This is a genomic window from Nocardioides sp. Leaf285 (genome assembly GCF_001422955.1).
Lineage (GTDB): Bacteria > Actinomycetota > Actinomycetes > Propionibacteriales > Nocardioidaceae > Nocardioides > Nocardioides kribbensis.
In genome coordinates, this window is sequence record NZ_LMNH01000003.1 from 753,637 (window position 1) to 776,790 (window position 23,154).

The window sequence follows — 23,154 nt, forward strand, 5'->3', positions numbered from 1 at the left end:
CCGACCGCAGCACCGACCGCAGCACCGACCGCAGCACCGACCGCAGGACGACGACAGGGAAAGAGGACGACGATGGGTGAGCTCGTGCGGCTGGAGGTCGCCGACGGCGTCGGCACCATCCGGCTCGACCGGCCGAAGATGAACGCCATCAGCGTGCAGGTGCAGGAGGAGATCCGCGCCGCGGCCGCCGAGGCCACCGACCGCGACGACGTGCGCGCCGTCGTCGTCTACGGCGGCGAGCGGGTCTTCGCCGCCGGCAACGACGTCAAGGAGATGGCCGACATGTCGCACGTCGACATGGTCAAGCGGTCGGGCCCCCTGCAGTCGGCGGTCACCGCGGTGGCCCGCATCCCCAAGCCCGTCGTCGCCGCCGTGACCGGCTACGCCCTCGGCGGGGGCTGCGAGCTGGCCCTGGCCGCCGACGTCCGCTTCGCCGCCGACGACGCCGTGCTCGGCCAGCCCGAGGTGCTGCTGGGCATCATCCCCGGCGCCGGCGGCACCCAGCGGCTCAGCCGCCTGGTCGGCCCGAGCCGCGCCAAGGACATCATCTTCACCGGCCGCTTCGTGGCGGCCGAGGAGGCGCTGGCCATCGGCCTGGTCGACCGGCTCTACCCCGCCGCGTCGGTCTACGAGGAGGCCGTGGCCTGGGCGCGCCAGTTCAGCACGGCCGCGGCGTACGCCGTGCGCGGGGCCAAGGAGTGCGTGGACCGCGGCCTGGAGACCGACCTCGAGACCGGCCTGGAGATCGAGCGCCAGCAGTTCGCGGCGCTCTTCGCCACCCGCGACCGCGAGATCGGCATGACCTCCTTCGTGGAGCAGGGCCCGGGCAAGGCGGTCTTCGAGGGCCGCTGAGCCCGCTGAGACCCTCGGGCCCCGTCGGGGGCGGTGTGCCATCCTTCCCCGAGGATCCGACCGACGAAGGAGTCACCCGTGGCACGACTGGCCGACCGACTGGGCAACCGACGGGGCAAGCGGGGCGAGACCGCGGCGCAGGAGGGGACGGCCGCGGCCGAGAGCCCGGCGCGTGCACCGCGACGCGACCGCGGCGCCGCGGTCGCCGCCGTCCGGCTGCGCCTGGCCCAGGTGGTGTGGGCGGTCTTCGTGCTCTGCGCCCTCGCGCTGGCGGTGGGTGCGCTCCTCATCGCGGTCGACGCCAACCCCGACAACGGGCTGGTGTCCTTCGTGAAGGAGACCGCCGACGCCGTCGACCTGGGGGTCTTCTCCCGCGAGGACGGCATCATGAAGTTCGACGGACAGAACGCCGGCACCAAGAACGCCCTGGTCAACTGGGGCCTCGGGGCGGTCGCCTACCTCGTGGTGGGCCGCGTCCTCGAGCGCGTCATCCGCCCCTGAGCAGGGCCGCAGAGCGATGCAGGACCCTGACAGCGACGCTGTCAGGCATGTGAGATAGCCAACCAGTGAGGCGTGTACCGCCGGAAGTGACTCGGCGGTAACCTCGAGGTCACATCGAGTGCACAGGAGGGGCCGTCCAGGCCATCTGCCATGAACATCATTGTCTGTGTGAAGTACGTGCCCGACGCCACTGCCGACCGGCAGTTCGAGTCGGACAACACCGTGGACCGCGTGGGCGTCGACGGGCTGCTCAGCGAGCTCGACGAGTACGCCGTCGAGCAGGCGCTCCAGCTCAAGGAGAAGGCCGGCGACGACACCACCGTCACCGCCCTCTGCGTCGGCCCCGACAAGGCCGTCGACGCCGTGCGCAAGGCGCTGCAGATGGGTGCCGACAAGGGCATCCACGTCACCGACGAGGCCATCGCCGGCTCCGACTACATCGCCACCTCGCTGGTGCTGGCCAAGGCCATCGAGAAGGCCGGCTCGGAGCAGGCCGTCGACCTGGTCATGTGCGGCATGGCCTCGACCGACGCTTCGGGCAGCGTGATCCCGGCGATGCTCGCCGAGCGTCTCGACCTGCCCCAGGTGACCTTCGCCTCGGTCATCGAGACCCAGGGCGACCAGATCCGCGTCAAGCGCGACTCCGACACCGCCACCGAGGTCATCGGGGCCACCTTCCCCCTCGTGCTGTCGGTCACCGACCAGACCGGCGAGGCCCGCTACCCCTCCTTCAAGGGGATCATGGCGGCGAAGAAGAAGCCGATGGAGACCTGGTCGCTGTCCGACATCGGCGTCGACGCCGGCGAGGTCGGCCTGTCGGTCGCCTGGAGCGAGGTCGAGGACACCACGGCCCGCCCGCCGCGCACCGCCGGCGAGATCGTGACCGACGAGGAGGGCTCGGGCGCCACGGCGCTCACGGGCTTCCTCGCCTCCAAGAAGTTCATCTGAGGACGAGGAGCACACACCCATGACTGAGGTCCTGGTCGTCGTCGACCACGTCGACGGCGCTATCCGCAAGCCGACCTTCGAGCTGATCGCGCTGGCGAAGCGCCTCGGCTCGCCCTCCGCGGTGTTCTTCGGCGGCGCCGACGCCTCCGCCGCGGCCGCCGAGAAGCTCAAGGCCTTCGGTGCCGACAAGATCTACGTCGTCGACGACGCCGAGATCAAGGGCTACCTGGTGGCTCCCAAGGCCGAGGCGCTGCAGCAGCTGGTCGAGAAGACCTCGCCCGCCGCCGTGCTGCTGGTCTCGGGCTACGAGGGCAAGGAGGTGGCCGGTCGCCTGGCCATCAAGACCGGCTCCGGGCTGATCACCGACGCCGTCGACGTCGAGGACGGCGGCGTGACCACGCAGAGCGTCTTCGCCGGCAACTACACCGTCAAGGCGAAGGTCACCAAGGGCACCCCGATCATCACGGTCAAGCCCAACTCCGCCACCCCCGAGGAGACCGCGGGCGCCGGTGAGGTCGAGCAGTTCGCCGCCACCGTCTCCGACGCGGCCAAGAAGGCCCAGATCGTGGCCGCCCAGCCGCGCCAGGCCACCGGTCGCCCCGAGCTGACCGAGGCCGCGATCGTGGTCTCCGGCGGTCGTGGCACCGGCGGCGACTTCGCCCCCATCGAGGGCCTGGCCGACGCCCTCGGCGCGGCCGTCGGCGCCTCGCGCGCCGCGGTCGACTCCGGCTGGATGCCCCACAGCTTCCAGGTGGGCCAGACCGGCAAGACGGTCTCGCCGCAGCTCTACGTCGCCAACGGCATCTCCGGTGCGATCCAGCACCGCGCGGGGATGCAGACCTCCAAGACCATCGTGGCGGTCAACAAGGACGAGGAGGCGCCGATCTTCGAGCTCGTCGACTTCGGCGTCGTGGGCGACCTGCACGCGGTGCTCCCCGCCGCGACCGAGGAGATCAACCAGCGCAAGGGCTGAGCCCGACCCGCGTCAGCGGGCCCGCACGACACCGCCAGGGGCGGCCCCCACCCGGGGGCCGCCCCTGGTGTGCGTCCGGCCCGCGAGAGCGACCGGTCGCGACGGGCGCCGGCACGCTCCGCGCACTAGCCTCGCGCCATGAGCACGGGTCACGAGGTCGGCGGGGACGGCGGAGTCGGCGGAGTCGGCGGGGCGGACGAGCGGACGGTGGAGCAGGTCCACGAGGTGGCGCGGCGGGCGCGCGCCGCGAGCCACGCGCTCGCCCTGGCCGGCCGGGCCCGCAAGGACGCCGTGCTGCACGCGATGGCCGACGACCTGCTCGCGCGCGCCGCGGAGGTGCTGGCGGCCAACGCCACCGACGTGGCGCGCGCCGAGGCCGCCGGCACGCCGCCGGGCATCGTCGACCGGCTGCGGCTCACCCCGGAGCGGGTCGCGGGCATGGCCCAGGGCCTGCGCGACGTGGCCGCGCTCCCCGACCCGGTGGGGGAGGTCGTGCGGGGCGGCACGCTGGCCAACGGGCTCGAGCTGCGCCAGCTCCGGGTGCCGTTCGGGGTCGTCGGCATGATCTACGAGGCGCGCCCCAACGTCACCGCCGACGCCGCGGGCATCTGCCTGAAGTCGGGGAACGCCGTGCTGCTGCGCGGCAGCTCGAGCGCCCGGGCCAGCAACACCGCGCTCGTCGAGGTGCTGCGCGACGCGGTCGCTCGCGCCGGAGGCGGCGAGATCGACCCCGACGTCGTCCAGCAGGTGCCGGGGGAGACCCGCGGGTCGGTCACGGCCCTGATGCGGGCCCGCGGCCACGTCGACGTGCTGATCCCGCGCGGCGGGGCCGGTCTCATCGCCGCCGTGGTGGAGGGCTCGACTGTGCCGGTCATCGAGACCGGCGTCGGCAACTGCCACGTCTACGTCGACGCCGCGGCCGACCTCGACAAGGCCCTCGCGATCGTGCTCAACGCCAAGACCCACCGGCCCAGCGTCTGCAACGCCGCCGAGTCGCTGCTGGTGCACGCCTCGCTGGTCGACACCTTCCTGCCGCGGGTCGTGCGCGCCCTGCAGGACGCCGGGGTCACCGTGCACGGCGACCCGGTGGTGGCGCGCCTCGACGGCGTCGTGCCCGCCACCGACGAGGACCACGCCGCGGAGTACCTCTCCCTCGACATCTCCGCGGCCGTGGTCGGCTCGGTGGAGGAGGCTGTCGACCACGTGCGTCGGTGGTCCAGCGGCCACAGCGAGGCCATCGTCACCGAGGACCAGGGCGCGGCGCGCCGCTTCGTGGCCGCCGTCGACTCCGCGGCCGTGCTCGTCAACGCCTCCACCCGCTTCACCGACGGCGGGGAGCTCGGCTTCGGCGCCGAGATCGGCATCAGCACGCAGAAGCTCCACGCACGCGGGCCCATGGGGCTGCCGGAGATGACCTCGACCAAGTACGTCGTCACCGGTGACGGCCACGTGCGTTGAGCCCGGAGCCCGACCGGTAGGCTGTGGGGCATGACCGCCGCTCAGCTCGTGCAGAACCTCGTCCTCGTCGCCTCCGAGGAGGAGCACGAGATCAACCACCTGCTCTCCTGGGGCATCGGCGTGCTGACCCTCGGCATCCTGCTGGGTCTCGCCTTCGCGCTGGCCGCCTTCGGCGCCGGGCGCGAGCACAGCTGAGCAGCATGAGGCTGTCCCGATGACCGCCCGTCCCGGAGGGCGGCGGCGCCGCGTCGGCGTCATGGGCGGCACGTTCGACCCGATCCACCACGGGCACCTCGTGGCGGCCTCGGAGGTCCAGGCCTGGTTCGACCTCGACGAGGTCCTCTTCGTGCCCACCGGCGACCCGTGGCAGAAGTCCGACCGCGACGTCTCGCCGGCCGAGGACCGCTACCTGATGACGGTCATCGCCACGGCGGCCAACCCGCGCTTCAACGTCAGCCGCGTTGACATCGACCGCGACGGGCCGACGTACACGATCGACACGCTGCGCGACCTGCGGGCCAGCCACCCCGACGCCGACCTCTACTTCATCACCGGCGCCGACGCGCTGGCCGACATCTTCACCTGGCGCGACGCCGAGGAGCTCTTCTCCCTGGCGCAGTTCGTCGGGTGCACGCGGCCGGGCTACGAGATGGACGCCCAGACGCTGGCCGCGATCCCGGCCGACCGCGTGACGATGGTGGAGATCCCCGCCCTGGCGATCTCCTCCAGCGACTGCCGCGACCGCAAGCGCCGGGGCGAGCCGGTCTGGTACCTCGTGCCCGACGGGGTCGTGCAGTACGTCGCCAAGCACGACCTCTACCCCCAGCAGACCCCGCGTCGCACCGCCGACCACCCCGAGCCCGACCTCACCCACGACCTGTCCGGAGCCCCATGACCGCCACCGACCACGCCCTCGAGCTCGTGCACGCCGCCGCGCGCGCCGCCTCCGACAAGCTCGCCCAGAAGATCGTCGCCTTCGACGTCAGCGAGCAGCTGGCCATCACCGACGCCTTCGTCATCGCCTCGGCCACCAACGACCGGCAGGTCAAGGCCATCGTCGACGCGGTCGAGGACGCCCTGCGCGAGATCGGCGCCAAGCCGATCCGCCGCGAGGGCGAGCGCGACGGCCGCTGGGTCCTCATCGACTACGGCGAGGTCGTCGTGCACGTGCAGCACGAGGAGGAGCGCGACTTCTACGCCCTCGAGCGGCTCTGGCGCGACTGCCCCGCGATCGCGCTGCCGGCCGACGTCACCTCCCCCCAGCGTTGAGCCCCGCCGCCCCGCGGCGGCTGGTGCTGCTGCGCCACGGGCGCACCGCGTGGAACCAAGCCCGCCGGGTGCAGGGCCACGTCGACGTCGAGCTCGACGAGGTGGGCCACCAGGAGGCCCGCGCGGCCGCTCCCGAGGTCGCCCGGCTGCGTCCGAGCCTGCTGTGGAGCTCCGACCTGCTCCGGGCGCGCCAGACGGCGTCCTACGTCGCCGCCGCGACCGGTCTCGAGCCGTCCTACGACGAGCGGCTGCGCGAGTTCCACCTCGGCGAGCGCCAGGGACTGACCCACGACGAGTACGCCGCGGCCGACGCGGAGGAGTTCGCGCTGTTCCGGCTCGGTCACTACGACGCCGCCCCGGGCGCCGAGCCGACCCACGAGGTGGGTGAGCGCATGCGCGCCGCGCTCGGGGACCTGCTGGCCGCCCTGGCGCCGGGGGAGTGCGGGGTGGCCGTGACCCACGGGGCGGCCGCACGCGTCGCTGTCGGCGCGGTGCTCGGCTGGCCCGCGGGGCAGTTCCGCACGCTGCGGGGTCTGGGCAACTGCGGCTGGGTCGAGGTCGTGGAGCACCCGGCCGGTGGCCTCTCGCTCGACGCCTACAACCGTGTCGCCGCAGGTCAGGGCGTCTGACGCGTCGACCACCGCGCCCGCGCGACGCGCGGGCGACACCCGGATTTCACATCCGGGAAGACGTGTGGCTAGTATTCCGGACGTCGCCGAGGCGGGGGAACCCGGCTCGAGACGGCGGGGCTGTGGCGCAGCTGGTAGCGCATCTGCATGGCATGCAGAGGGTCAGGGGTTCGAGTCCCCTCAGCTCCACCGACACGAACGAGGCGGATCCCACCGGGGTCCGCCTCGTTCGTCATTTCTCCCCCTCGTGGGTGACTGCGCGGGGTGACGCCTTGTCGACCCGGGTGAAGTGGATCACTCTGTGGAGATATACCTCGACATCGTGTTGAGATTCATCCCTCAGGAGGCGTCATGACCACCATCCACCCCGACGGACCCCGACCCGTCAGCAGCCAGTCGCTCGACGGCGAGCGCGGCGAGGTCGTCGACTGGACCGACCTCGGGCGCAGCATGTGGGACTTCCTCACCGGCCGGCAGGCGGCCATCCACTACCGCTTCGAGGACATGGCCGTGGAGGTGCCGCGCGACACCGGCTCCAACGCCCCCCGCGCGACCTGGAAGGTCCACGGCACCCTGACCATCACCACGACCGACTCCGCCGTCCCCTCCGCCGCCGGGGAGCGCTGAGCCGTGGCCGTGCGGGTCGCGGCCGACCTCGAGGTCAGGCTGCAGCGCGGTGACGGTGACCCCGGCGGCGAGGACGACGTCGTGCTGCACCTGCGGGGCCACGACAGCCGGCTGACGATGGAGGTCAGCGACCCTGCCGTGTTCGCGGGCTCCGCCGACGCCCCGGCCGTGCGCGCCTTCGCGGAGGCCCTCGCCTCGCGCGGCGTCGTCGTCCGCGTGGTCCACGACGGGCAGCTCCTGGTGTGCCTCGGCGCCGTCAGGGCCCCGTGGTGGCAGCGCCGGGCCACCGGCTCGGCCCGCATCCGCCTGGGCGGGCTGCGGGGCGCGGTGACCTCGGCCCGCGCCCGTGCCCGACGGGCCCCCGGGGTGCTGCCGAGCGCCTCCCTGCTGCCGCCGGCCACGATGTGGCCGATCGCCCCGACCTTCGCCCGGCGCTCGCGCCGGCGGGTCACGGGCACCCACGACCCGGCCCGCGGCGGCTCGGCACGCCTGGTGCTGGTGCGCGAGGACGTCTGGGGTGGCGAGCGCCAGCCGATCTTCTGGCTCGGCGACGGCGTCACCATCGGCTCCGACCCCGGCTGCGACGTCGTGCTGCGCGGCCTGGCGCCGCTGCACGCCCGGGTCGAGCACGACGAGGAGGACGAGTACGTCGTGCGCGCGGTCGAGGGCGACGTGCGGGTCCACGGCGCGCGCGTGCTCGGGTCGGTGCTGCGCAGCGGCGCCCGTGTCGACCTCGGGCCGCACCACCTGGCCTACTACCGCGAGGAGCACGCCGACCACGGACGGCCCTACTACGGGCGCATCGGCGGGGAGCTGGGGCGCCAGCGACCGCAGCCCCCCGACGACCGGCCGGCCGTTTAGGTCAGGCTCACCTTTCTGGAACCATTCCAGAGAACCTGCTTGAGTGGGGACACCACCGAGGAGAGGAACCACCCATGACCGACGTCCTGCACAGCGAGACCACCCACGTCGCCCGCCCCCCCTTCACCGCCTCCGAGCGGCTGGCGGCCCACCTGCAGCAGATGAGCGTCGACCTCATCGACCTGCACGTGCAGGGCAAGCAGGCCCACTGGAACGTCGTCGGCCTGAACTTCCGCGACCTGCACCTGGCCCTCGACGAGGTCGTCGACGCCGCCCGCGAGTTCTCCGACACCGTCGCCGAGCGCATGCGCGCCATCTACATCACCCCCGACGGGCGCTCGGCGACGGTCGCCGCCCAGACGAGCCTGCCGCAGTTCCCCGCGGGCGAGGTCAACACCGCCGACACCGTCGACCTCATCACCGGCGCGATCTACGCCACCACCGGCACCGCGCGCCGCATCCACGACGAGGTCGACGCGGAGGACCCCACCACCGCCGACATCCTCCACACCGTCATCGAGCGCCTCGAGCAGCTGGCCTGGATGATCGACGCCGAGAACCGCGTCGCCGGTCGCAGCCTGCCGCGCCCGCTGCACGGCTGAGCGGGCTCGGGAGCGGCTAGCGCCGGGGGACCGGAGCGGCGCCGAAGCGCATCGCGAAGTCCTCGGCCACCGCGCTGGTGACCGGCGAGGCGCCGCGCAGCCAGGCCAGCGCACCCTCGGGCTCGACGGTCCACCGGGCCCGGGCGGGGCGCACCCGCCCGGTGGCCCGGATCGGGCTGGCCACGGTGGCACCGTCGCGGGTCTGCACCACGTGGGAGCGCAGGGGCAGCGGCAGTCGCAGGCCCGGCAGCCGCCGGGGCGCGGTCTCGACCGAGGCCAGCGGCCCGTCGTCGGTGCGTGCGCCGATCCGGTCGGGCGCGGGGGAGGAGAAGCTGGCCAGCTCCTTGGGGATGCCCCACAGGCCGCGGCCGCCGGCCCGCGAGACCTCGCTGTCGACCCAGATGTCGATGATCGACAGCGCCAGCCCCCGGCCGTGGCGCACCACCACGGCGGCGAGCAGCTCGTCGTAGGCCATCAGGCCCCGCTCGTCGTAGCGCACGAAGGCGGTCGCCGCGAGTGCGCGGCCGCGCAGCACCACCGGCCGCACGCCCGCCGGCAGTGCGGGCAGGTCGCCGACGGGCACCGCCCAGGCGGTGAGCCGGCCCGTGCCGGTGAGGTCCCACGGCTCGGGCGGGTAGGCGCCGGCCGACTCGGCCGCGCTCACGACACGTCCTCCAACTGCGACCAGTCGACGCGGGCGGTGCGCTCCTGGTACTCCTGCACCCGTCCGGGCCAGTTGGTGCTGATCCGGCCGCCCTCGACGTACCAGCTCGAGCAGCCGGCCCAGGCGCTGCGCGCCAGCCGGGTCTGCATCTCCTCGTCGTAGGCGTCGTAGACCTCCGCGCGCGGGGCGACCCCGCGGGCGCGGCCGTCGGCGATGCCGCGGGCGACCTGGGCGATCCACCCGGCCTGCGCCTCCATCATGGTGATGATCGAGCTGCCCCCCAGGTTGGTGTTGGGCCCGTAGACGCAGAACAGGTTGGGGAAGCCCGCCACGCCCACGCCGAGGTGGGCGCGCGCGCCACCGCGCCACTGCTCGGCGAGGGTCCGGCCGCCCGGGCCCACGACCTCGACGCCGTCGAGGAAGCGGGTCGCGGCGAAGCCGGTGCCCCAGATCACCACGTCGACCTCGTGGAGCACGCCGTCGGCGGTGCGCACGCCGGTCGGCTCGACGCCGGCCACGGCGGTATCGACCACCTCGACGTGGTCGCGGTCGAGCGCGGGGTACCAGTCGTTGCTGAAGAGCAGCCGCTTGCACCCGATCGGGTAGTCCGGCACGAGCCGGGCCCGCAGTGCGGCGTCGCGCACCTGGCGGCGCAGGTGCAGCCGCCAGACCGCCCGCAGGCCGCGGTTGATGGCCGGCGTCAGCGGCGACTCCCCGACGAGGGCGGCGTTGAGCCGCTCGGTGAGCCAGAACCACGAGCGCCGCTCGAGGCCCATCAGCGCCGGCACGCGGTCGAAGACGCGGTGGTGCCGCTCGCCCCACTCCTGGTCGGGCTTGGGCACGACGTAGGGCGCGGAGCGCTGGAAGACCGTCAGCGCGCCGACCCGGTCCACGATGCCCGGCACGAACTGGATCGCGCTGGCGCCGGTGCCGACCACGGCCACGCGCTTGCCGGTGAGGTCGACGTCGTGGCGCCACCGCGCGGAGTGGAAGGACGGGCCCGCGAAGGAGTCGGCGCCCGGCAGGTCGGGCACGACCGGCTCGGAGAGCTGACCGGTGGCGGTCACCACCACGTCGGCCTCGTACGTCGCGCCCTCGGCCGTCGCCACGGCCCAGCTCCGCGTGTCCTCCGACCAGCGGAGCGAGGTCACGGTGCGTCCGGTCTCCACGTGGTCGAGCAGCCCCTCCCGGGCCGCGGTCTCGCGCAGGTAGGCGAGGATCTCCGGCTGGGTGCCGTAGCGGTGCCGCCAGTCGGTCTTCACCGCCCACGACCAGGAGTAGAGCGGCGAGGGCACGTCGCAGGCGGCCCCGGGGTAGGTGTTGTCGCGCCAGACGCCGCCGGCGGCCTCGGCCCGCTCGAGCACGGTGACGTCGGTGAGGCCCCGCTCGCGCAGGGCGCGCACGACGCCGAGGCCTCCGAAGCCGGCTCCGACCACGAGGACATGGGGGACACGGGGGGCACGGGGGGCACGGGGGCCCTGCGCGGGCGTGGGGGTGACCATGCCCCGACGCTAGGGCGCCGGTTGCCGCCGGGGGAGCGGTCGGGGAGGATCGGCTTGATGATGCCGGACAACCTGCCCGCCCCCGCGGCCGCCGACTGGGACTTCCCGCGCTCGGCCCTCGGGGTCGCGCTGCTCGTGCGGCACGCGGTGCGCGCCGGGCTGGCCCCCGAGGCCGCCCTGGCCGGCACCGGCCTGGCGGTGGACCACCTCGAGGCGCCAGGGGCCGTGGTGACCGCCGCGCAGGAGCTGCGGGTGGTGCGCACGCTCCAGCGGCACCGCCCGGGGTCGGGGGCCGAGGTGGGGGCATCCTACGACGCGCGCACCTTCGGGGTGCTCGGGCTGGCCTTGCTGTCCAGCCGCACCGTGCGTGACGCGGTCGAGGTGGCGCTGCGCTACGTCGACCTCAGCCACGCCTTCGCGATCCCACACGCCGGGCTCGTCGACGGCCGGCTCGTGGTCGACCTCGACGGGTCGGGGCTCCCGGCCGACGTGCGCGCGTTCCTCCTCGCCCGCGACGCCACCGCCGTCGACACCGTCCTGGCCTCGCTGGTGCCCGGGGGCGTGGGCGCCCGGCTGAGCCTCGGCGCCGACCGGGCCCGCCTCGAGGTCGACGCGGCCGAGCTCGCCCGTCCGCTGCCGCGCCCCACCGGTCGCGCCGCCGCGCAGGTCGACCGGCTCGCCGAGCAGCTGTGCCTGCAGGCCGTGGCCCGCCGGCGCGAGCGCACCGGCGTGGCCCAGGAGGTGCGCGTGCTCATCGCCCAGCGCCTCGCGGCCGGAGCGCCGATGCCCGAGGTCGCCTCGGCCCTCGGGCTCAGCGAGCGCACGCTGCGGCGCCGGCTGGGAGCCGCGGGCACGACGTACCGCGAGCTGCTGGAGGAGGTGCGGGCACCGCTGGCCGCCGAGCTGCTGGGCGCCGGGCTGCCGGTGGCCGAGGTGGCGCGGCGGCTGGGCTACGCCGAGACCGCGGCCCTCACCCACGCGCACCGCCGCTGGACCGGCGGACCCCCGTCGAGCGCGCGCCGGGAGCACCCTGCGTTCACCCAGAGGTCACCGCGACCCCACCTGCAGGCCCCCTCCCGCACCACCTGACCTTCCTAGGGTGCGGCCGTCGCCCGCGGACACCGCGGGCCACCACGACGATCGATCATGGAGAGCCCATCCCGATGACGACCACCCCCACCACCCCGGTCAGCCCGATCAGCCCGATCAGCCCCACCGCCGCGGACGCGCCGACCGCGCGCCGCAGCCTGCCGCTCGTGCCCGTGCCCTCCGGCACCCGCCACGGCTCGCGCAGCTACGCCACGTGCTTCTTCCGCTGCGGCCTGGCCTGCGACCACCCCGAGCCCAACCAGACCGGCCACGGCCACGTGCAGGACGAGATCGTCAAGGCCGTCGCCCGCCGCTCCGTGCTCAAGGGCGCGGCGACCACCTCCGGCGCGCTCGTGCTCGGCGGCCTCACCGCCGGCGCCCTCGGCGGCGCGGCGGCGGCCGCCCCCGCCGCGCCCGCCGCGCCGTCGGCCAAGCCGATGAGCGGCGACCTGGCCCGCGCGGCGTTCTCGCCGGTCGGGCCCAACAAGCGCGACGCCGTGACCGTGCCCCGCGGCTTCGACCACTCCGTGGTGATCAGCTGGGGCGACCGGGTCGTGGCCGGCGCGCCGCGCTTCGACGCCTACGCCCAGACCCCCCAGGCCGCCAAGACCCAGTTCGGCTACAACTGCGACTACGTCGGCGTGCTCCCGCTGCCCGCCAAGGGCAAGGGCAAGGGCAAGGGCGGCAAGGGCGGCACGCAGTACGGCTACCTGGCCCGCGACTTCGACCAGGCGCTCCTGGTCGTCAACCACGAGTACACCGACGAGAACCTCATGTTCCCGACCGGCGTCTACACCGCCGACCAGGTCAAGGCCATCGCCATGGCCAGCCACGGCATGTCGGTGGTGCAGATCAAGCGCGCCAAGGTCGACGGCGACTGGCTGCCGGTCAGCGACCTGCGGCGGGCGCGCTACAACCGCCGCCTCCACATCGACACCACCTTCGTCGTCGACGGGCCCGCCGCCGGCGACGAGCGGCTGCGCACCACCGCCGACCCGACCGGCACGAAGGTGCTCGGCACCCTCAACAACTGTGCCGGCGGCACGACGCCGTGGGGCACGGTGCTCTCGGGGGAGGAGAACTTCAACCAGTACTTCGACGCCCCCGACGGCCTCGACGAGCGCTACACCGCGCAGTACGCCCGCTACGGCATCAGCGGCAAGGGCAAGGGCTGGAACACGGTGGACCCGCGCTTCGACCTCAGCGCCGAGCCGCACGAGCCGCACCGTTTCGGCTGGATCGTCGAGGTCGACCCCTTCGACCCCGACAGCGCCCCGCGCAAGCACACGATGCTGGGCCGCTTCAAGCACGAGGGCGCCAACGTCGTCATCGCCGAGAACGGTCGCGCCGTGGCCTACATGGGCGACGACGAGCGCGGTGACTACCTCTACAAGTTCGTCTCCGCCGGCACCTTCGACGACGCGGGCTCCGAGCGGGCCAAGCGCCGCAACCTGCGCCTGCTCAGCGCCGGCACCCTCTACGTCGCGCGCCTCACCGGCGACGGCGCCGAGGACGGCGTCTCCGACGGCACGGGCGAGTGGATCCCGCTGTGCAGCGACACCGAGTCCTTCGTCGAGGGCATGTCGGTGGCCGACGTGCTGCTCTTCACCCGCCTGGCCGCCGACAAGGTCGCCCCGACCCGGATGGACCGCCCCGAGGACGTCGAGCCCAACCTGGTCAACGGCAAGGTCTACGCCGCGCTGACCAACAACTCCAACCGCGGCACCGCCGCGCTGCCCACCGACGAGCCCAACCCGGTCGGCTCCTCGATGGTCCGTGCCTCGCTGGGCGCCCCGCTGACGCAGGCCTCGGGCAACCGCAACGGCTACGTGCTGGAGATGACGCCGGGCAGGGGCGGCCACGCGGGCACGACCTTCACCTGGGACCTCATGCTGGTCTGCGGCGACCCCGCGGCGCAGGAGACCTACTTCGCCGGCTTCGACAAGTCGCAGGTCAGCCCGATCAGCTGCCCCGACAACGTCACCTTCTCCGACGACGGCTCGCTGTGGATCTCCACCGACGGCAACGTGCTCGGCTCCAACGACGGCGTCTTCCGCGTGCCGACCACGGGACCCGACCGCGGCAAGGTCGAGCAGTTCGTCACCGTGCCGCGCGGCGCGGAGGCCTGCGGGCCGCTGGTGACCGATCGCAACCGGTCGCTGTTCTTCGCCGTGCAGCACCCCGGTGAGGCCGACACGGCCACCTTCGAGGCCCCGCAGAGCACCTGGCCCCACACCGACGACTTCCCGCGCCCGTCGGTGGTCGTCGCCTTCCGCCGGGCCTGACGGCGCTCCTCGCGCCCGTCCGGAGCGGCACCGGGCGGGCGCGGGGTGCTCACGTGATGGTGAGGCCGCCGTCGACCGCGAGGGTCTGGCCGGTGACGTAGCCGCCGGCCGGCGAGGCCAGCCAGACCACCGTGGCGGCCAGCTCGGCGGGGTCGCCCTTGCGTCCGGCCGGGATGCGCTGCTGCATCGACTCGAGGTAGCCCTCGGGGTACTGCTCGGTCATCTCGGAGGCGAAGAAGCCCGGGGCGATGGCGTTGACCCGGATGCCCTTGCGTCCGGTCCACTGCTGGGCGAGGTCGCGCGTGAGGCCGATGAGGCCGGCCTTGGACGCGGCGTAGGCGGCCTGGGGGAGACCCGCGGTGGTGAGGCCGAGCACCGAGGAGATGTTGATGATCGACGAGCCGTGGCCCATCACCCGTCCGCAGGCCTGGGCCATCCAGTAGCAGCCGTTGAGGTTGACGTCGATGACGCCGCGGAACTGCTCGGGCGTCTCGCGCGTGGCGGGCACGGCGGTGCCGATCCCGGCGTTGTTGACCAGGACGTCGACGTGGCCGAACTCCTCCATGGCCAGCGCCACGAGCCGGTCGCACGACGCGGGGTCGGCCACGTCGGTGGCCACCGGCAGCGCCGTGCGTCCCGCGGCGCGCACCAGGGCGGCGGTCTCCTCGAGGCGGTCCACCCGCCGGGCGCCGAGCACGACGTCGGCGCCGGCCTGGGCCAGGGCCTCGGCGAAGGCGACCCCGAGGCCGCTCGAGGCGCCGGTCACGACGGCGACCCTGCCGTCGAGGCGGAACATGTCGGAGACGGTGCGCGGGCGGTCGGTCGTGGTGGGGTCGGTCATGGCGTGATCGTAGGCACACCGGGGCCGTCGGTGGCCTAGGGTCCGAGACGTGCGCCACGACCTCACGATCCCCAGCCACGGCACGTCCCTCGCGGCCTGGCACGTCCCGGCCACCACCGAGGCCTGGGCCGGGCCGGCCGGGCGACCGGTCGTCGTCATGGCCCACGGCTTCGGCTGCACCCGCGACTCGGGCCTGATGCCCTTCGCCGAGCGCTTCGCCGCGGCCGGCGCCGACGTGGTGCTCTTCGACTACCGCGGCTTCGGTGCCTCGGCGGGGGAGCCGCGCACGCTGGTGGACCACCGGCGCCACCGCGAGGACTACGCCGCTGTCGTGGCGCACGTGCGCGGGCTGCCCGGCCTCGACCCCGAGCGCGTGGTGCTGTGGGGCAGCTCCTACTCCGGTGGGCACGTCGTCGCCGTGGCCGCCGACGACCCCCGGATCGCGGCGGTCGTCTCCCAGGGCGCCGCCATGGACGGGCTGGCGGCGGTGCGCGAGATCCTGCGCTACGCCGGCCCGCGCCAGCTGCTGCGCCTGACCGGCCACGCCCTGCGCGACGCGGCCGGCCACGCGCTGGGCCGTCCCGACCACCGCATCGCGGTCGTGGGCGAGCCCGGGTCGCTGGCCGCGATCACCTCCCACGACGGGGTCGACGGCTACGCCGCGATCGCCGGACCCGGCTTCCGCAACGACACGCCGGCGCGCGCCATCCTCCCGATCGCGACCAACCGTCCCGTCGCGCGTGCCCGCCGGCTGCGGATGCCGCTCTTCCTGCTCGTGGCCGCCGACGACACCATCGCGCCCCCGGCGGCGGTCGAGCGCGTGGCCGAGCGGGCCCGGGGCCGGGTGGTCGTGGAGCGCCTCGACGTGGGGCACTTCGACATCTACCTCGGCGAGCCCTTCGAGCGCTCCGTGGCCGCCCAGGTGGAGTTCCTCGGCTCCGTCGTGGGGCGCTAGGATGAGGCCATGACCACGTCGACCCTGCTTCTCGGCCAGCCGCGCTGATCTTCCACCGATCGCGCGGCCACCCCTCCCTGCGAGGGGTTTTTTCATGTGGCGACACCGCCAGCTCCAGCACCAGGACCAGCCTCAGCACCAGCACCGGCCCGGCCGTCAGGGCCAGCACCAGGAGACCACGATGACGCAGGACCGCACCACGCACGCCGAGACCGAGGCGGCGACGTACGACGTCGTGGCGACCGAGGAGAAGTGGCAGCGGGTCTGGGAGGAGCTCGACCCCTTCCGGGCCGACGACGACTCCCCGCGCGAGAAGCGCTACGCGCTCACGATGTTCCCCTACCCCAGCGGCGACCTGCACATGGGTCACGCCGAGGTGTTCGCGCTGCACGACGTCATCGCGCGCTACTGGCGCATGCGCGGCTTCGAGGTGCTCGACCCGATGGGCTGGGACTCCTTCGGCCTGCCGGCCGAGAACGCCGCGATCCGCAACGACGAGCACCCGGCGACCTACACCTACGCCAACATCGAGACCCAGGCCGCCTCGATGCGCCGCTACGGCCTGGCCTTCGACTGGTCGCGCCGCCTGCACACCTCCGACCCGGAGTACTACCGCTGGACGCAGTGGCTGTTCCTGAAGTTCCGCGAGCGGGGCCTGGCCTACCGCCGCAAGAGCCCGGTCAACTGGTGCCCCAACGACCAGACCGTGCTGGCCAACGAGCAGGTCGTCGACGGCGCCTGCGAGCGCTGCGGCGCGGTGGTCACCAAGCGCGACCTGACGCAGTGGTACTTCAAGACCACCGAGTACGCCGAGCGGCTGCTGACCGACCTCGACCAGGTGGCCGACCGCTGGCCGAACCGCGTGGTCACCGCCCAGCGCAACTGGATCGGCCGCTCCGAGGGCGCCCACGTCGACTTCGCCGTGGAGGGCCGCGAGCAGCCGGTCACCGTCTACACCACCCGCCCCGACACCCTCTTCGGCGCGACCTTCATGGTGGTCGCCGCCGACGCCGACCTGGCCGCCGAGCTGGTCAGCGACGCCCAGCGCCCGGCCTACGAGGCCTACCTGGAGGAGATTCGCAAGGCCTCCGACATCGAGCGGCTGGCCACCGACCGGCCCAAGAGCGGCGTCGACCTCGGGGTCACCGCGACCAACCCGCTGACCGGCGAGCGGCTGCCGGTGTGGGCGTCGGACTACGTGCTCGCCGACTACGGCACCGGCGCCATCATGGCCGTGCCCGCCCACGACCAGCGCGACCTCGACTTCGCCCGCGCCTTCGACCTGCCGGTGCGCCGCGTGGTCGACACCGGCGAGCCCGACCCCGCCGAGAGCGGCGTCGCCACCAGCGGCGACGGGGTCTACGTCTCCTCCGGCGAGCTCGACGGCCTCACCGACAAGGCCGCCGGCATCGGCCGTGCCATCGAGTTGCTCGAGGAGCGCGGCACCGGCACCGGCACGGTCAACTACCGCCTGCGCGACTGGCTGCTGAGCCGGCAGCGCTTCTGGGGCTGCCCGATCCCGATCATCCACTGCCCCTCCTGCGGCGAGGTGCCCGTGCCGGAGGACCAGCTGCCCGTCGAGCTGCCCGAGCTCAAGGGCGCCGACCTCAAGCCACGGGGCGTCTCCCCGCTGGCCGCGGCCAGCGAGTGGGTCGACGTCGCCTGCCCGACCTGCGGCGGCGCGGCGAAGCGCGACAGCGACACGATGGACACCTTCGTCGACTCCTCCTGGTACTTCCTGCGCTTCACCTCGCCGGGCTACACCGAGGGGCCCTTCGACCCCGAGAAGCTGCGCGAGTGGGGGGCGGTCGACCAGTACGTCGGCGGCCTGGAGCACGCCGTGCTGCACCTGCTCTACGCCCGCTTCTTCACCAAGGTCCTGCACGACATGGGCATGCTCGACTTCGTCGAGCCCTTCGAGGCGCTGCTGGGCCAGGGCGTCGTGGTCAACCAGGGCCGCAAGATGAGCAAGTCGCTGGGCAACGGCGTCAACCTCGGCGAGCAGCTCGACGCCTTCGGCGTCGACGCGGTGCGCCTGACGCTGGTCTTCGCCAGCCCGCCCGAGGACAACATCGACTGGGCCGACGTGTCCCCGTCGGGCTCGCAGAAGTTCCTCCAGCGGGCCTGGCGCCTCAGCGGCGACGTCACCTCCGCGCCGGGCACCGACCCCGCGGGCGGCGACGCGACGCTGCGCTCGCAGACCCACCGCACGATCCGCGACGCCGCCGAGCTGGTCGAGGGCCACCGCTTCAACGTGATGGTGGCCCGCGTGATGGAGCTGGTCAACGCCACGCGCAAGGCCGTCGACACCGGCTGCGGCCCGGCCGACCCGGCGGTGCGCGAGGCCGTCGAGACGGTCGCGCAGCTGCTGTCGCTGGTCACGCCGTACGTCGCGGAGGAGATGTGGGAGCGGCTGGGCCACGAGCCCACCGTCGCCCAGGTCGCCTGGCCCGAGGTCGACCCCGCGCTGCTGGTGGAGCAGTCGGTCACCGCGGTCGTGCAGGTGCAGGGCAAGGTCAAGGCCCGCCTGGAGGTCGACCCCGGCATCGACGGCGAGGCCCTGGAGGCGCTGGCCCTGGCCGACGCCGACGTGCAGCGTGCCCTCGACGGGCGCGAGGTGCGCAAGGTCGTGGTGCGGGCCCCGAAGCTCGTCAACATCGTGGTCTGAGCGCGTGCCCGCCGGTCGCGTCGTCGTCGTCACCGACTCGACCGCCAGCCTCCCCGGGGAGCTGGCGGCCGGGCTCGGGATCGTCGTGGTGCCGCTGCAGGTGGTGATCGGCGCCAGCGCCTACGACGAGGGCGAGGCCGAGGGCGAGGCGACCCCGGCCCTGGTCGCGGCGGCGCTGCGGGAGTGGACGCCGGTGTCGACCTCGCGCCCCTCGCCCGAGCTGCTGCTCGAGACCTATGAGCGGGCCGCGCGCGGCGGGGCGGACGCGATCGTGTCGGTGCACCTGTCGGGTCAGATGAGCGGCACGGTGGAGTCGGCCCAGCTGGCCGCGCGCCGGGCGTCGGTGCCGGTGGAGGTGGTCGACACCGAGCAGGTCGGCATCGGCACCGGCTACGCCGCCCTGGCCGCCGCCCGTGCCGTGGCCGGCGGGGCCGACGCCGCGACGGCCGCCGCGGCCGCACGCGAGCGCGGCCGCGCCACCACCTCGCTGTTCTACGTCGACACGCTGGAGTACCTGCGCCGCGGCGGGCGCATCGGCACCGCCGCCGCACTCTTCGGCGGCGCGCTCGCGGTCAAGCCGCTGCTGCAGATCGCCGAGGGCCGGGTGTCGCCGCTCGAGCGCGTGCGCACCTCCGGCCGCGCGCTGGGTCGCCTCGAGGAGCTCGCGGTGCAGGCGGCCACGGCGGCCGGCGGACCCGTGGAGGTCTCGGTGGCCCACCTGGCCAACCCCGAGCGCGCCGCCCAGCTGGTGGAGCGGCTCGCCGGACGGCTCGACGTCGAGCTGGCCGGGGAGGAGATCTCCTGCGGCGAGCTCGGCGCCGTGCTCGGGGCCCACGTCGGGCCCGGCATGATCGCGGTCTGCGTCGCGCCCCGCTGAGGTCCGCACGCGCCCGCGGCCGGTTGCGGGGGCCCACCTGTCGTGCACAGGGCGCCGGGGATGCCCGCTGGTCCACAGTCGGCCTCCGGTCGCCGCGACGGGCCGCGGAGGCTTCGTAGCGTGCCGGCATGCGCACCCGACCCCGCCCCGAGCACCAGGAGGCCGTCGCCCGTCGGCTGGCCCTGCTGACCGCCGAGCTCGACGCCGCGCGTGCCGCCGGCGGGGAGCAGCCGTGGTGGGACGGGCACACCCGGGTCGCCGGGGAGCAGCCGCCGCTGCGGCTGGTGCCGGCTCCGACGCAGGGCCGGGAGCCCGGCCCGGGGCGGTGGCCCGGGGCGGCCCCTCCTGCGGACGGTGCTGCTGCCCCTCCTGCGGCCGCTGATGTGGACGCTGCGGTGGACGGTGCGGTGGTCGTGCCGGTGCCGGGACGACACGCCGCGAGGCGCTCGGGGGTCGGGGTGGGCCGGTCCTGGGCCGCGCGGCTGCCCGCGGTCCCGCTGCAGCCGGGCCACGTGGCCGCCCTCGCGCTGATGGTGGCGGCGGCACTGGCGCTCACGTGCTGGTGGGTGGTGCGGTCCGACCCGGTCGTGGAGGCGGCGCCTGCCGCCGCGGCCGGGCCCGGGGCGGCGCCCACTCCGCTGGTCCCGACCGCGCCCGAGGCGTTCGGCGCCGCCCCGACCGGCGCGGTCGGGACGGAGGCGTCGGGGGAGGCGTCGGGGCAGGCGTCGGGGGAGGCCGCCACGGTCACCGTGGACGTCACCGGCAAGGTGCGCCGACCCGGCATCGCGGTGCTCGAGGCGGGCTCGCGGGTGGTCGACGCCCTCGAGGCCGCGGGCGGGGCCCGCCCCGGGGTCGACCTGGCGGGGCTCAACCTGGCCCGTGTGCTCGTCGACGGGGAGCAGGTGGTCGTGGGGGTCGCGCCTGCGGCCGCACCCGCGCCGGCGGTGGCCCCCGGCGCGGTCCCCGGGCCCGAGGCGGGTGCGCCCGTGGCCACGGTGAGCCTCAACACCGCCACCCAGGCCGAGCTGGAGGCCCTGCCCGAGGTCGGGCCGGTGACGGCGCAGGCCATCCTCGCCTGGCGCGAGGAGCACGGCGGCTTCACCTCGGTGCAGGAGCTGCTCGAGGTCGACGGCATCGGCGACGCCACGCTGGCCCAGATCGCCCCCCACGTGACCCTCTGAGGTGCGCGACCCCCGGATGGCCCTGGTGGGGCTCGCGGCGTGGGCCGGTGCCCTCGCCGGCACGCTCCTCACGGTCGGCTGGGCGGCGCTCGTGCTCGCCGCGGCCCTCGTCGGCGGAGCCGCGCTGGCCCGTCGCCGCCCCGGCACCCGTGCGCTCGTGGCGGCGCTGCTCAGCGTGCTGGTCGCCGTCGGGGTCGTCGCGGTGCTGCGGGCCGCGGTCGTGCGCGACGGGCCGGTGGCCGACCTCGCCGCCGAGCGTGCGGTGGTCGACCTGGAGGGCACGGTGGTCAGCGACCCGCGCCCGGTGCAGGGCGCCTTCGAGGAGCAGGTGGTCGTGCGCCTCGACGTCGACCGCGTGGTCGGGCGTGGTCGGGCGTGGCGGCTCTCCGCGCCCGTGGTGGTGCTCGGCGGCGCCGACTGGGCCGCGGTGCCGCTCGGTGCGCGGGTGAGCACCAGCGGGCGGCTGGCACCCTCCGACTCCCGCGGCGGCGACGAGGTCGCGGCGCTGCTGGTCGGCGCCGACGCGGTGGCCACCCTCGAGGGCCCCGACGTGTGGTGGCGCGGCGCTGCCGGCGTACGGGCCTCGCTGCGGGCGGCTGTCGAGCACCGTCCCGCGGCCCAGCGGGTGCTCGTGCCCGCGCTGGTCGTGGGCGACGACGCCGGCCTCGACCCCGGGGTCGCCGAGGACTTCCGCACCACCGGGCTGACCCACCTGACCGCGGTGTCCGGCACCAACCTCACGCTCGTCGTGGGGTTCGTGCTCCTGCTGGCGCGCTGGGTCGGGGTGCGCGGGCGCTGGCTGGTGGTCGTCGGCGCCCTCGGCATCGTCGGCTTCGTCCTGCTCGCGCGCACCGAGCCCAGCGTCGTGCGCGCGGCCGCGATGGGGGCGGTGGGGCTGCTGGGCCTGGGCCGCAACGGCCGACAGCGCGGGTTCCGGGCCCTGGGCGTGGCGGTCACCGCGCTGCTGCTCGTCTCGCCCGGGCTCGCGACCACGGTGGGGTTCGCGCTGTCGGTGCTCGCGACGGCCGGCATCCTGGTGCTGGCCCCGACCTGGCGCGACGCGCTGCGGCGCTGGCTGCCCCGGTGGGCGGCCGAGGCGGTGGCGGTGCCGGCCGCGGCCCAGCTGGCCTGCACGCCGCTGGTGGCCGCCGTCTCCGGCCAGGTCAGCCTGGTCGCGGTGGTGGCCAACCTGCTGGTGGCCCCTGTCGTCGGCCCGGCGACGGTGCTCGGCCTCGTGGCCGGGCTGGTCGGGCTGGTCTGGCCGGGGCTGGCCACGGTGATCGGCACCCTGGCCGCGTGGTGCGTGGCCTGGATCGTGCTGGTCGCCCGTCGCGGGGCCGACCTCCCCACGGCGGCCGTCGCCTGGGGCACCGGCCCGCTGGCGCTGGTGGTGCTCGTCCTCGCCTGCGCCGCCCTGGCGCTGCTGGCGCCCCGCGTGCTGCGCAGCCGGGCGCTGGGCCCGGTCGCGGTCGGCGTCGTGGTCCTCGTCGCGCTGGTGCGGCTCCCGACGCCCGGGTGGCCCCCGCCGGGCTGGGTGCTGGTGGCCTGCGACGTGGGCCAGGGCGACGCGCTGGTGCTGCGCACCGGCCCGGGGGCCGCGGTGGTGGTCGACGCCGGCCCCGACGCCGCGGCGGTCGACCGCTGCCTGACCGACCTGGGGGTCGAGCAGGTGCCGCTGGTCGTGCTCACGCACTTCCACGCCGACCACGTCGACGGTCTCGCCGGCGTGCTCGAGGGCCGGCGCGTCGACCGCGTCGAGGTGACCTCCGTGCCGGACCCGCCCGGCGGGGTGCAGCACGTGCAGGAGGTCGCCGCGGAGCACGGCGTCGCGGTGTCGACCGTGGCCCACGGCGCGACGTCGCGGGTGGGCGAGGCCACGCTGCAGGTGCTGTGGCCACCGGTGCCGGCCCCGCCGGTGCCCTCCGGGGCCAGCGCCGCCAACGACGCGAGCGTCGTGCTGCTCGTCGAGGTGCGCGGGGTCAGGATGCTGCTCACCGGCGACCTCGAGCCCACGGGCCAGGCGGTGCTCGCCGCGGCCCTGCCGGGCCTGCGCGCCGACGTGCTCAAGCTGCCCCACCACGGCAGCGCCCACCAGGACGAGGCCTTCCTGGAGTCGCTGGCGGCCCGCCTGGTCCTGGTCTCGGTGGGGCAGGACAACACCTACGGCCACCCCTCGCCGCAGGTCGTCTCCGACCTGGAGCGCACCGGTGCGCGGGTGCTGCGCACCGACCTCAGCGGCGACCTGGCCGTCGTCGTCGACCCCGACGGCGCTCTCGGCACCCTCACCCACGAGCCGCTCCGCCCGGCCTCGACGGCGGAGCCGGGCGGCGCCGGCGACCGCTGAGCCCCGCGCGCACGCGGTCGGCCCATGC

General features: G+C 74.8%; 22 protein-coding genes and 1 tRNA gene. 20 read left to right on the forward strand and 3 right to left on the reverse strand.

Annotated elements, in window-relative coordinates; all coding sequences use genetic code 11:
• Window positions 1-72 precede the first annotated feature (72 nt).
• From ASF47_RS11845 to ASF47_RS11900, 13 genes are all read left to right on the forward strand, one after another.
• Window positions 73-852 (forward strand): enoyl-CoA hydratase/isomerase family protein, encoded by a 780-nt coding sequence (locus ASF47_RS11845; RefSeq protein WP_056864166.1) that lies wholly within the window; start codon window positions 73-75, stop codon window positions 850-852.
• 78 nt (window positions 853-930) lie between these two features.
• Window positions 931-1,353, forward strand: coding sequence for a hypothetical protein (locus tag ASF47_RS11850; RefSeq protein ID WP_228942606.1), 423 nt, complete (start codon window positions 931-933; stop codon window positions 1,351-1,353).
• Window positions 1,354-1,503: 150 nt separating this feature from the next.
• Window positions 1,504-2,301 (forward strand): electron transfer flavoprotein subunit beta/FixA family protein, encoded by a 798-nt coding sequence (locus tag ASF47_RS11855; protein ID WP_056864167.1) that lies wholly within the window; start codon window positions 1,504-1,506, stop codon window positions 2,299-2,301.
• A 19-nt stretch (window positions 2,302-2,320) separates the two neighbouring features.
• Complete coding sequence (locus tag ASF47_RS11860) at window positions 2,321-3,274, forward strand: electron transfer flavoprotein subunit alpha/FixB family protein (RefSeq protein ID WP_056864168.1); 954 nt, start codon at window positions 2,321-2,323, stop codon at window positions 3,272-3,274.
• A 138-nt stretch (window positions 3,275-3,412) separates the two neighbouring features.
• Window positions 3,413-4,732: a glutamate-5-semialdehyde dehydrogenase gene (locus ASF47_RS11865; protein ID WP_082500237.1), complete on the forward strand. Its 1,320-nt coding sequence runs from the start codon at window positions 3,413-3,415 to the stop codon at window positions 4,730-4,732.
• 30 nt (window positions 4,733-4,762) lie between these two features.
• Window positions 4,763-4,927: a hypothetical protein gene (locus tag ASF47_RS21115; RefSeq protein ID WP_156697867.1), complete on the forward strand. Its 165-nt coding sequence runs from the start codon at window positions 4,763-4,765 to the stop codon at window positions 4,925-4,927.
• A gap of 19 nt (window positions 4,928-4,946) precedes the next feature.
• Window positions 4,947-5,627 (forward strand): nicotinate-nucleotide adenylyltransferase, encoded by a 681-nt coding sequence (gene nadD, locus ASF47_RS11870; protein WP_056864170.1) that lies wholly within the window; start codon window positions 4,947-4,949, stop codon window positions 5,625-5,627.
• Window positions 5,624-6,001: a ribosome silencing factor gene (gene rsfS, locus ASF47_RS11875; RefSeq protein WP_056864171.1), complete on the forward strand. Its 378-nt coding sequence runs from the start codon at window positions 5,624-5,626 to the stop codon at window positions 5,999-6,001. The genes nadD and rsfS overlap by 4 nt, the downstream gene beginning before the upstream one ends.
• Window positions 5,998-6,630: a histidine phosphatase family protein gene (locus ASF47_RS11880; protein ID WP_082500238.1), complete on the forward strand. Its 633-nt coding sequence runs from the start codon at window positions 5,998-6,000 to the stop codon at window positions 6,628-6,630. The genes rsfS and ASF47_RS11880 overlap by 4 nt, the downstream gene beginning before the upstream one ends.
• Window positions 6,631-6,746: 116 nt before the next feature.
• Window positions 6,747-6,819: transfer RNA gene (locus ASF47_RS11885), tRNA-Ala, on the forward strand.
• Window positions 6,820-6,981: 162 nt separating this feature from the next.
• Complete coding sequence (locus ASF47_RS11890; RefSeq protein WP_056864172.1) at window positions 6,982-7,257, forward strand: hypothetical protein; 276 nt, start codon at window positions 6,982-6,984, stop codon at window positions 7,255-7,257.
• Window positions 7,258-7,260: 3 nt separating this feature from the next.
• On the forward strand, window positions 7,261-8,118 hold the full coding sequence (locus tag ASF47_RS11895; RefSeq protein WP_056864173.1) for an FHA domain-containing protein: 858 nt from the start codon (window positions 7,261-7,263) through the stop codon (window positions 8,116-8,118).
• A 74-nt stretch (window positions 8,119-8,192) separates the two neighbouring features.
• Window positions 8,193-8,720, forward strand: a complete 528-nt coding sequence (locus ASF47_RS11900) for a Dps family protein (protein WP_056864174.1) — start codon at window positions 8,193-8,195, stop codon at window positions 8,718-8,720.
• A 16-nt stretch (window positions 8,721-8,736) separates the two neighbouring features.
• On the opposite strand, the gene ASF47_RS11905 is transcribed toward ASF47_RS11900, so the two are convergent.
• Together ASF47_RS11905 and ASF47_RS11910 are read right to left on the reverse strand one after the other, a co-directional pair.
• Window positions 8,737-9,384 (reverse strand): acetoacetate decarboxylase family protein, encoded by a 648-nt coding sequence (locus tag ASF47_RS11905; RefSeq protein ID WP_056864175.1) that lies wholly within the window; start codon window positions 9,382-9,384, stop codon window positions 8,737-8,739.
• Window positions 9,381-10,886, reverse strand: a complete 1,506-nt coding sequence (locus ASF47_RS11910) for a flavin-containing monooxygenase (protein ID WP_056864176.1) — start codon at window positions 10,884-10,886, stop codon at window positions 9,381-9,383. Before ASF47_RS11910 ends, ASF47_RS11905 begins: the two co-directional genes overlap by 4 nt.
• A 57-nt stretch (window positions 10,887-10,943) precedes the next feature.
• On the opposite strand from ASF47_RS11910, the gene ASF47_RS11915 reads away from it, so the two are divergent.
• Both ASF47_RS11915 and ASF47_RS11920 read left to right on the forward strand, forming a co-directional pair.
• Entirely contained in the window at window positions 10,944-11,975 is a 1,032-nt protein-coding gene (locus tag ASF47_RS11915; RefSeq protein ID WP_056864177.1) for an AraC family transcriptional regulator, read from the forward strand.
• A 74-nt stretch (window positions 11,976-12,049) separates the two neighbouring features.
• Window positions 12,050-14,260 carry a PhoX family protein gene (locus tag ASF47_RS11920; protein WP_082500239.1) on the forward strand — a complete coding sequence of 737 codons (2,211 nt, stop codon included), beginning with the start codon at window positions 12,050-12,052 and terminating at the stop codon, window positions 14,258-14,260.
• A 49-nt stretch (window positions 14,261-14,309) separates the two neighbouring features.
• Here ASF47_RS11920 and ASF47_RS11925 read toward each other — a convergent pair whose 3' ends face one another.
• Window positions 14,310-15,101 (reverse strand): SDR family NAD(P)-dependent oxidoreductase, encoded by a 792-nt coding sequence (locus ASF47_RS11925; protein WP_056864178.1) that lies wholly within the window; start codon window positions 15,099-15,101, stop codon window positions 14,310-14,312.
• Window positions 15,102-15,150: 49 nt separating this feature from the next.
• Here ASF47_RS11925 and ASF47_RS11930 point away from each other — a divergent pair, with 49 nt between their 5' ends.
• From ASF47_RS11930 to ASF47_RS11950, 5 genes are all read left to right on the forward strand, one after another.
• Complete coding sequence (locus ASF47_RS11930) at window positions 15,151-16,056, forward strand: alpha/beta hydrolase (RefSeq protein ID WP_056864179.1); 906 nt, start codon at window positions 15,151-15,153, stop codon at window positions 16,054-16,056.
• A 181-nt stretch (window positions 16,057-16,237) separates the two neighbouring features.
• Window positions 16,238-18,724 (forward strand): leucine--tRNA ligase, encoded by a 2,487-nt coding sequence (gene leuS / locus ASF47_RS11935; RefSeq protein WP_056864180.1) that lies wholly within the window; start codon window positions 16,238-16,240, stop codon window positions 18,722-18,724.
• Window positions 18,725-18,728: 4 nt separating this feature from the next.
• The gene (locus ASF47_RS11940; protein ID WP_056864181.1) at window positions 18,729-19,601 is read left to right on the forward strand and encodes a DegV family protein; all 873 of its coding nucleotides are present in this window, start codon (window positions 18,729-18,731) and stop codon (window positions 19,599-19,601) included.
• Window positions 19,602-19,729: 128 nt separating this feature from the next.
• Complete coding sequence (locus ASF47_RS21895; RefSeq protein WP_082500240.1) at window positions 19,730-20,782, forward strand: ComEA family DNA-binding protein; 1,053 nt, start codon at window positions 19,730-19,732, stop codon at window positions 20,780-20,782.
• 1 nt (window position 20,783) lies between these two features.
• Window positions 20,784-23,126, forward strand: a complete 2,343-nt coding sequence (locus ASF47_RS11950) for a ComEC/Rec2 family competence protein (protein WP_235558727.1) — start codon at window positions 20,784-20,786, stop codon at window positions 23,124-23,126.
• Window positions 23,127-23,154: the final 28 nt, after the last annotated feature.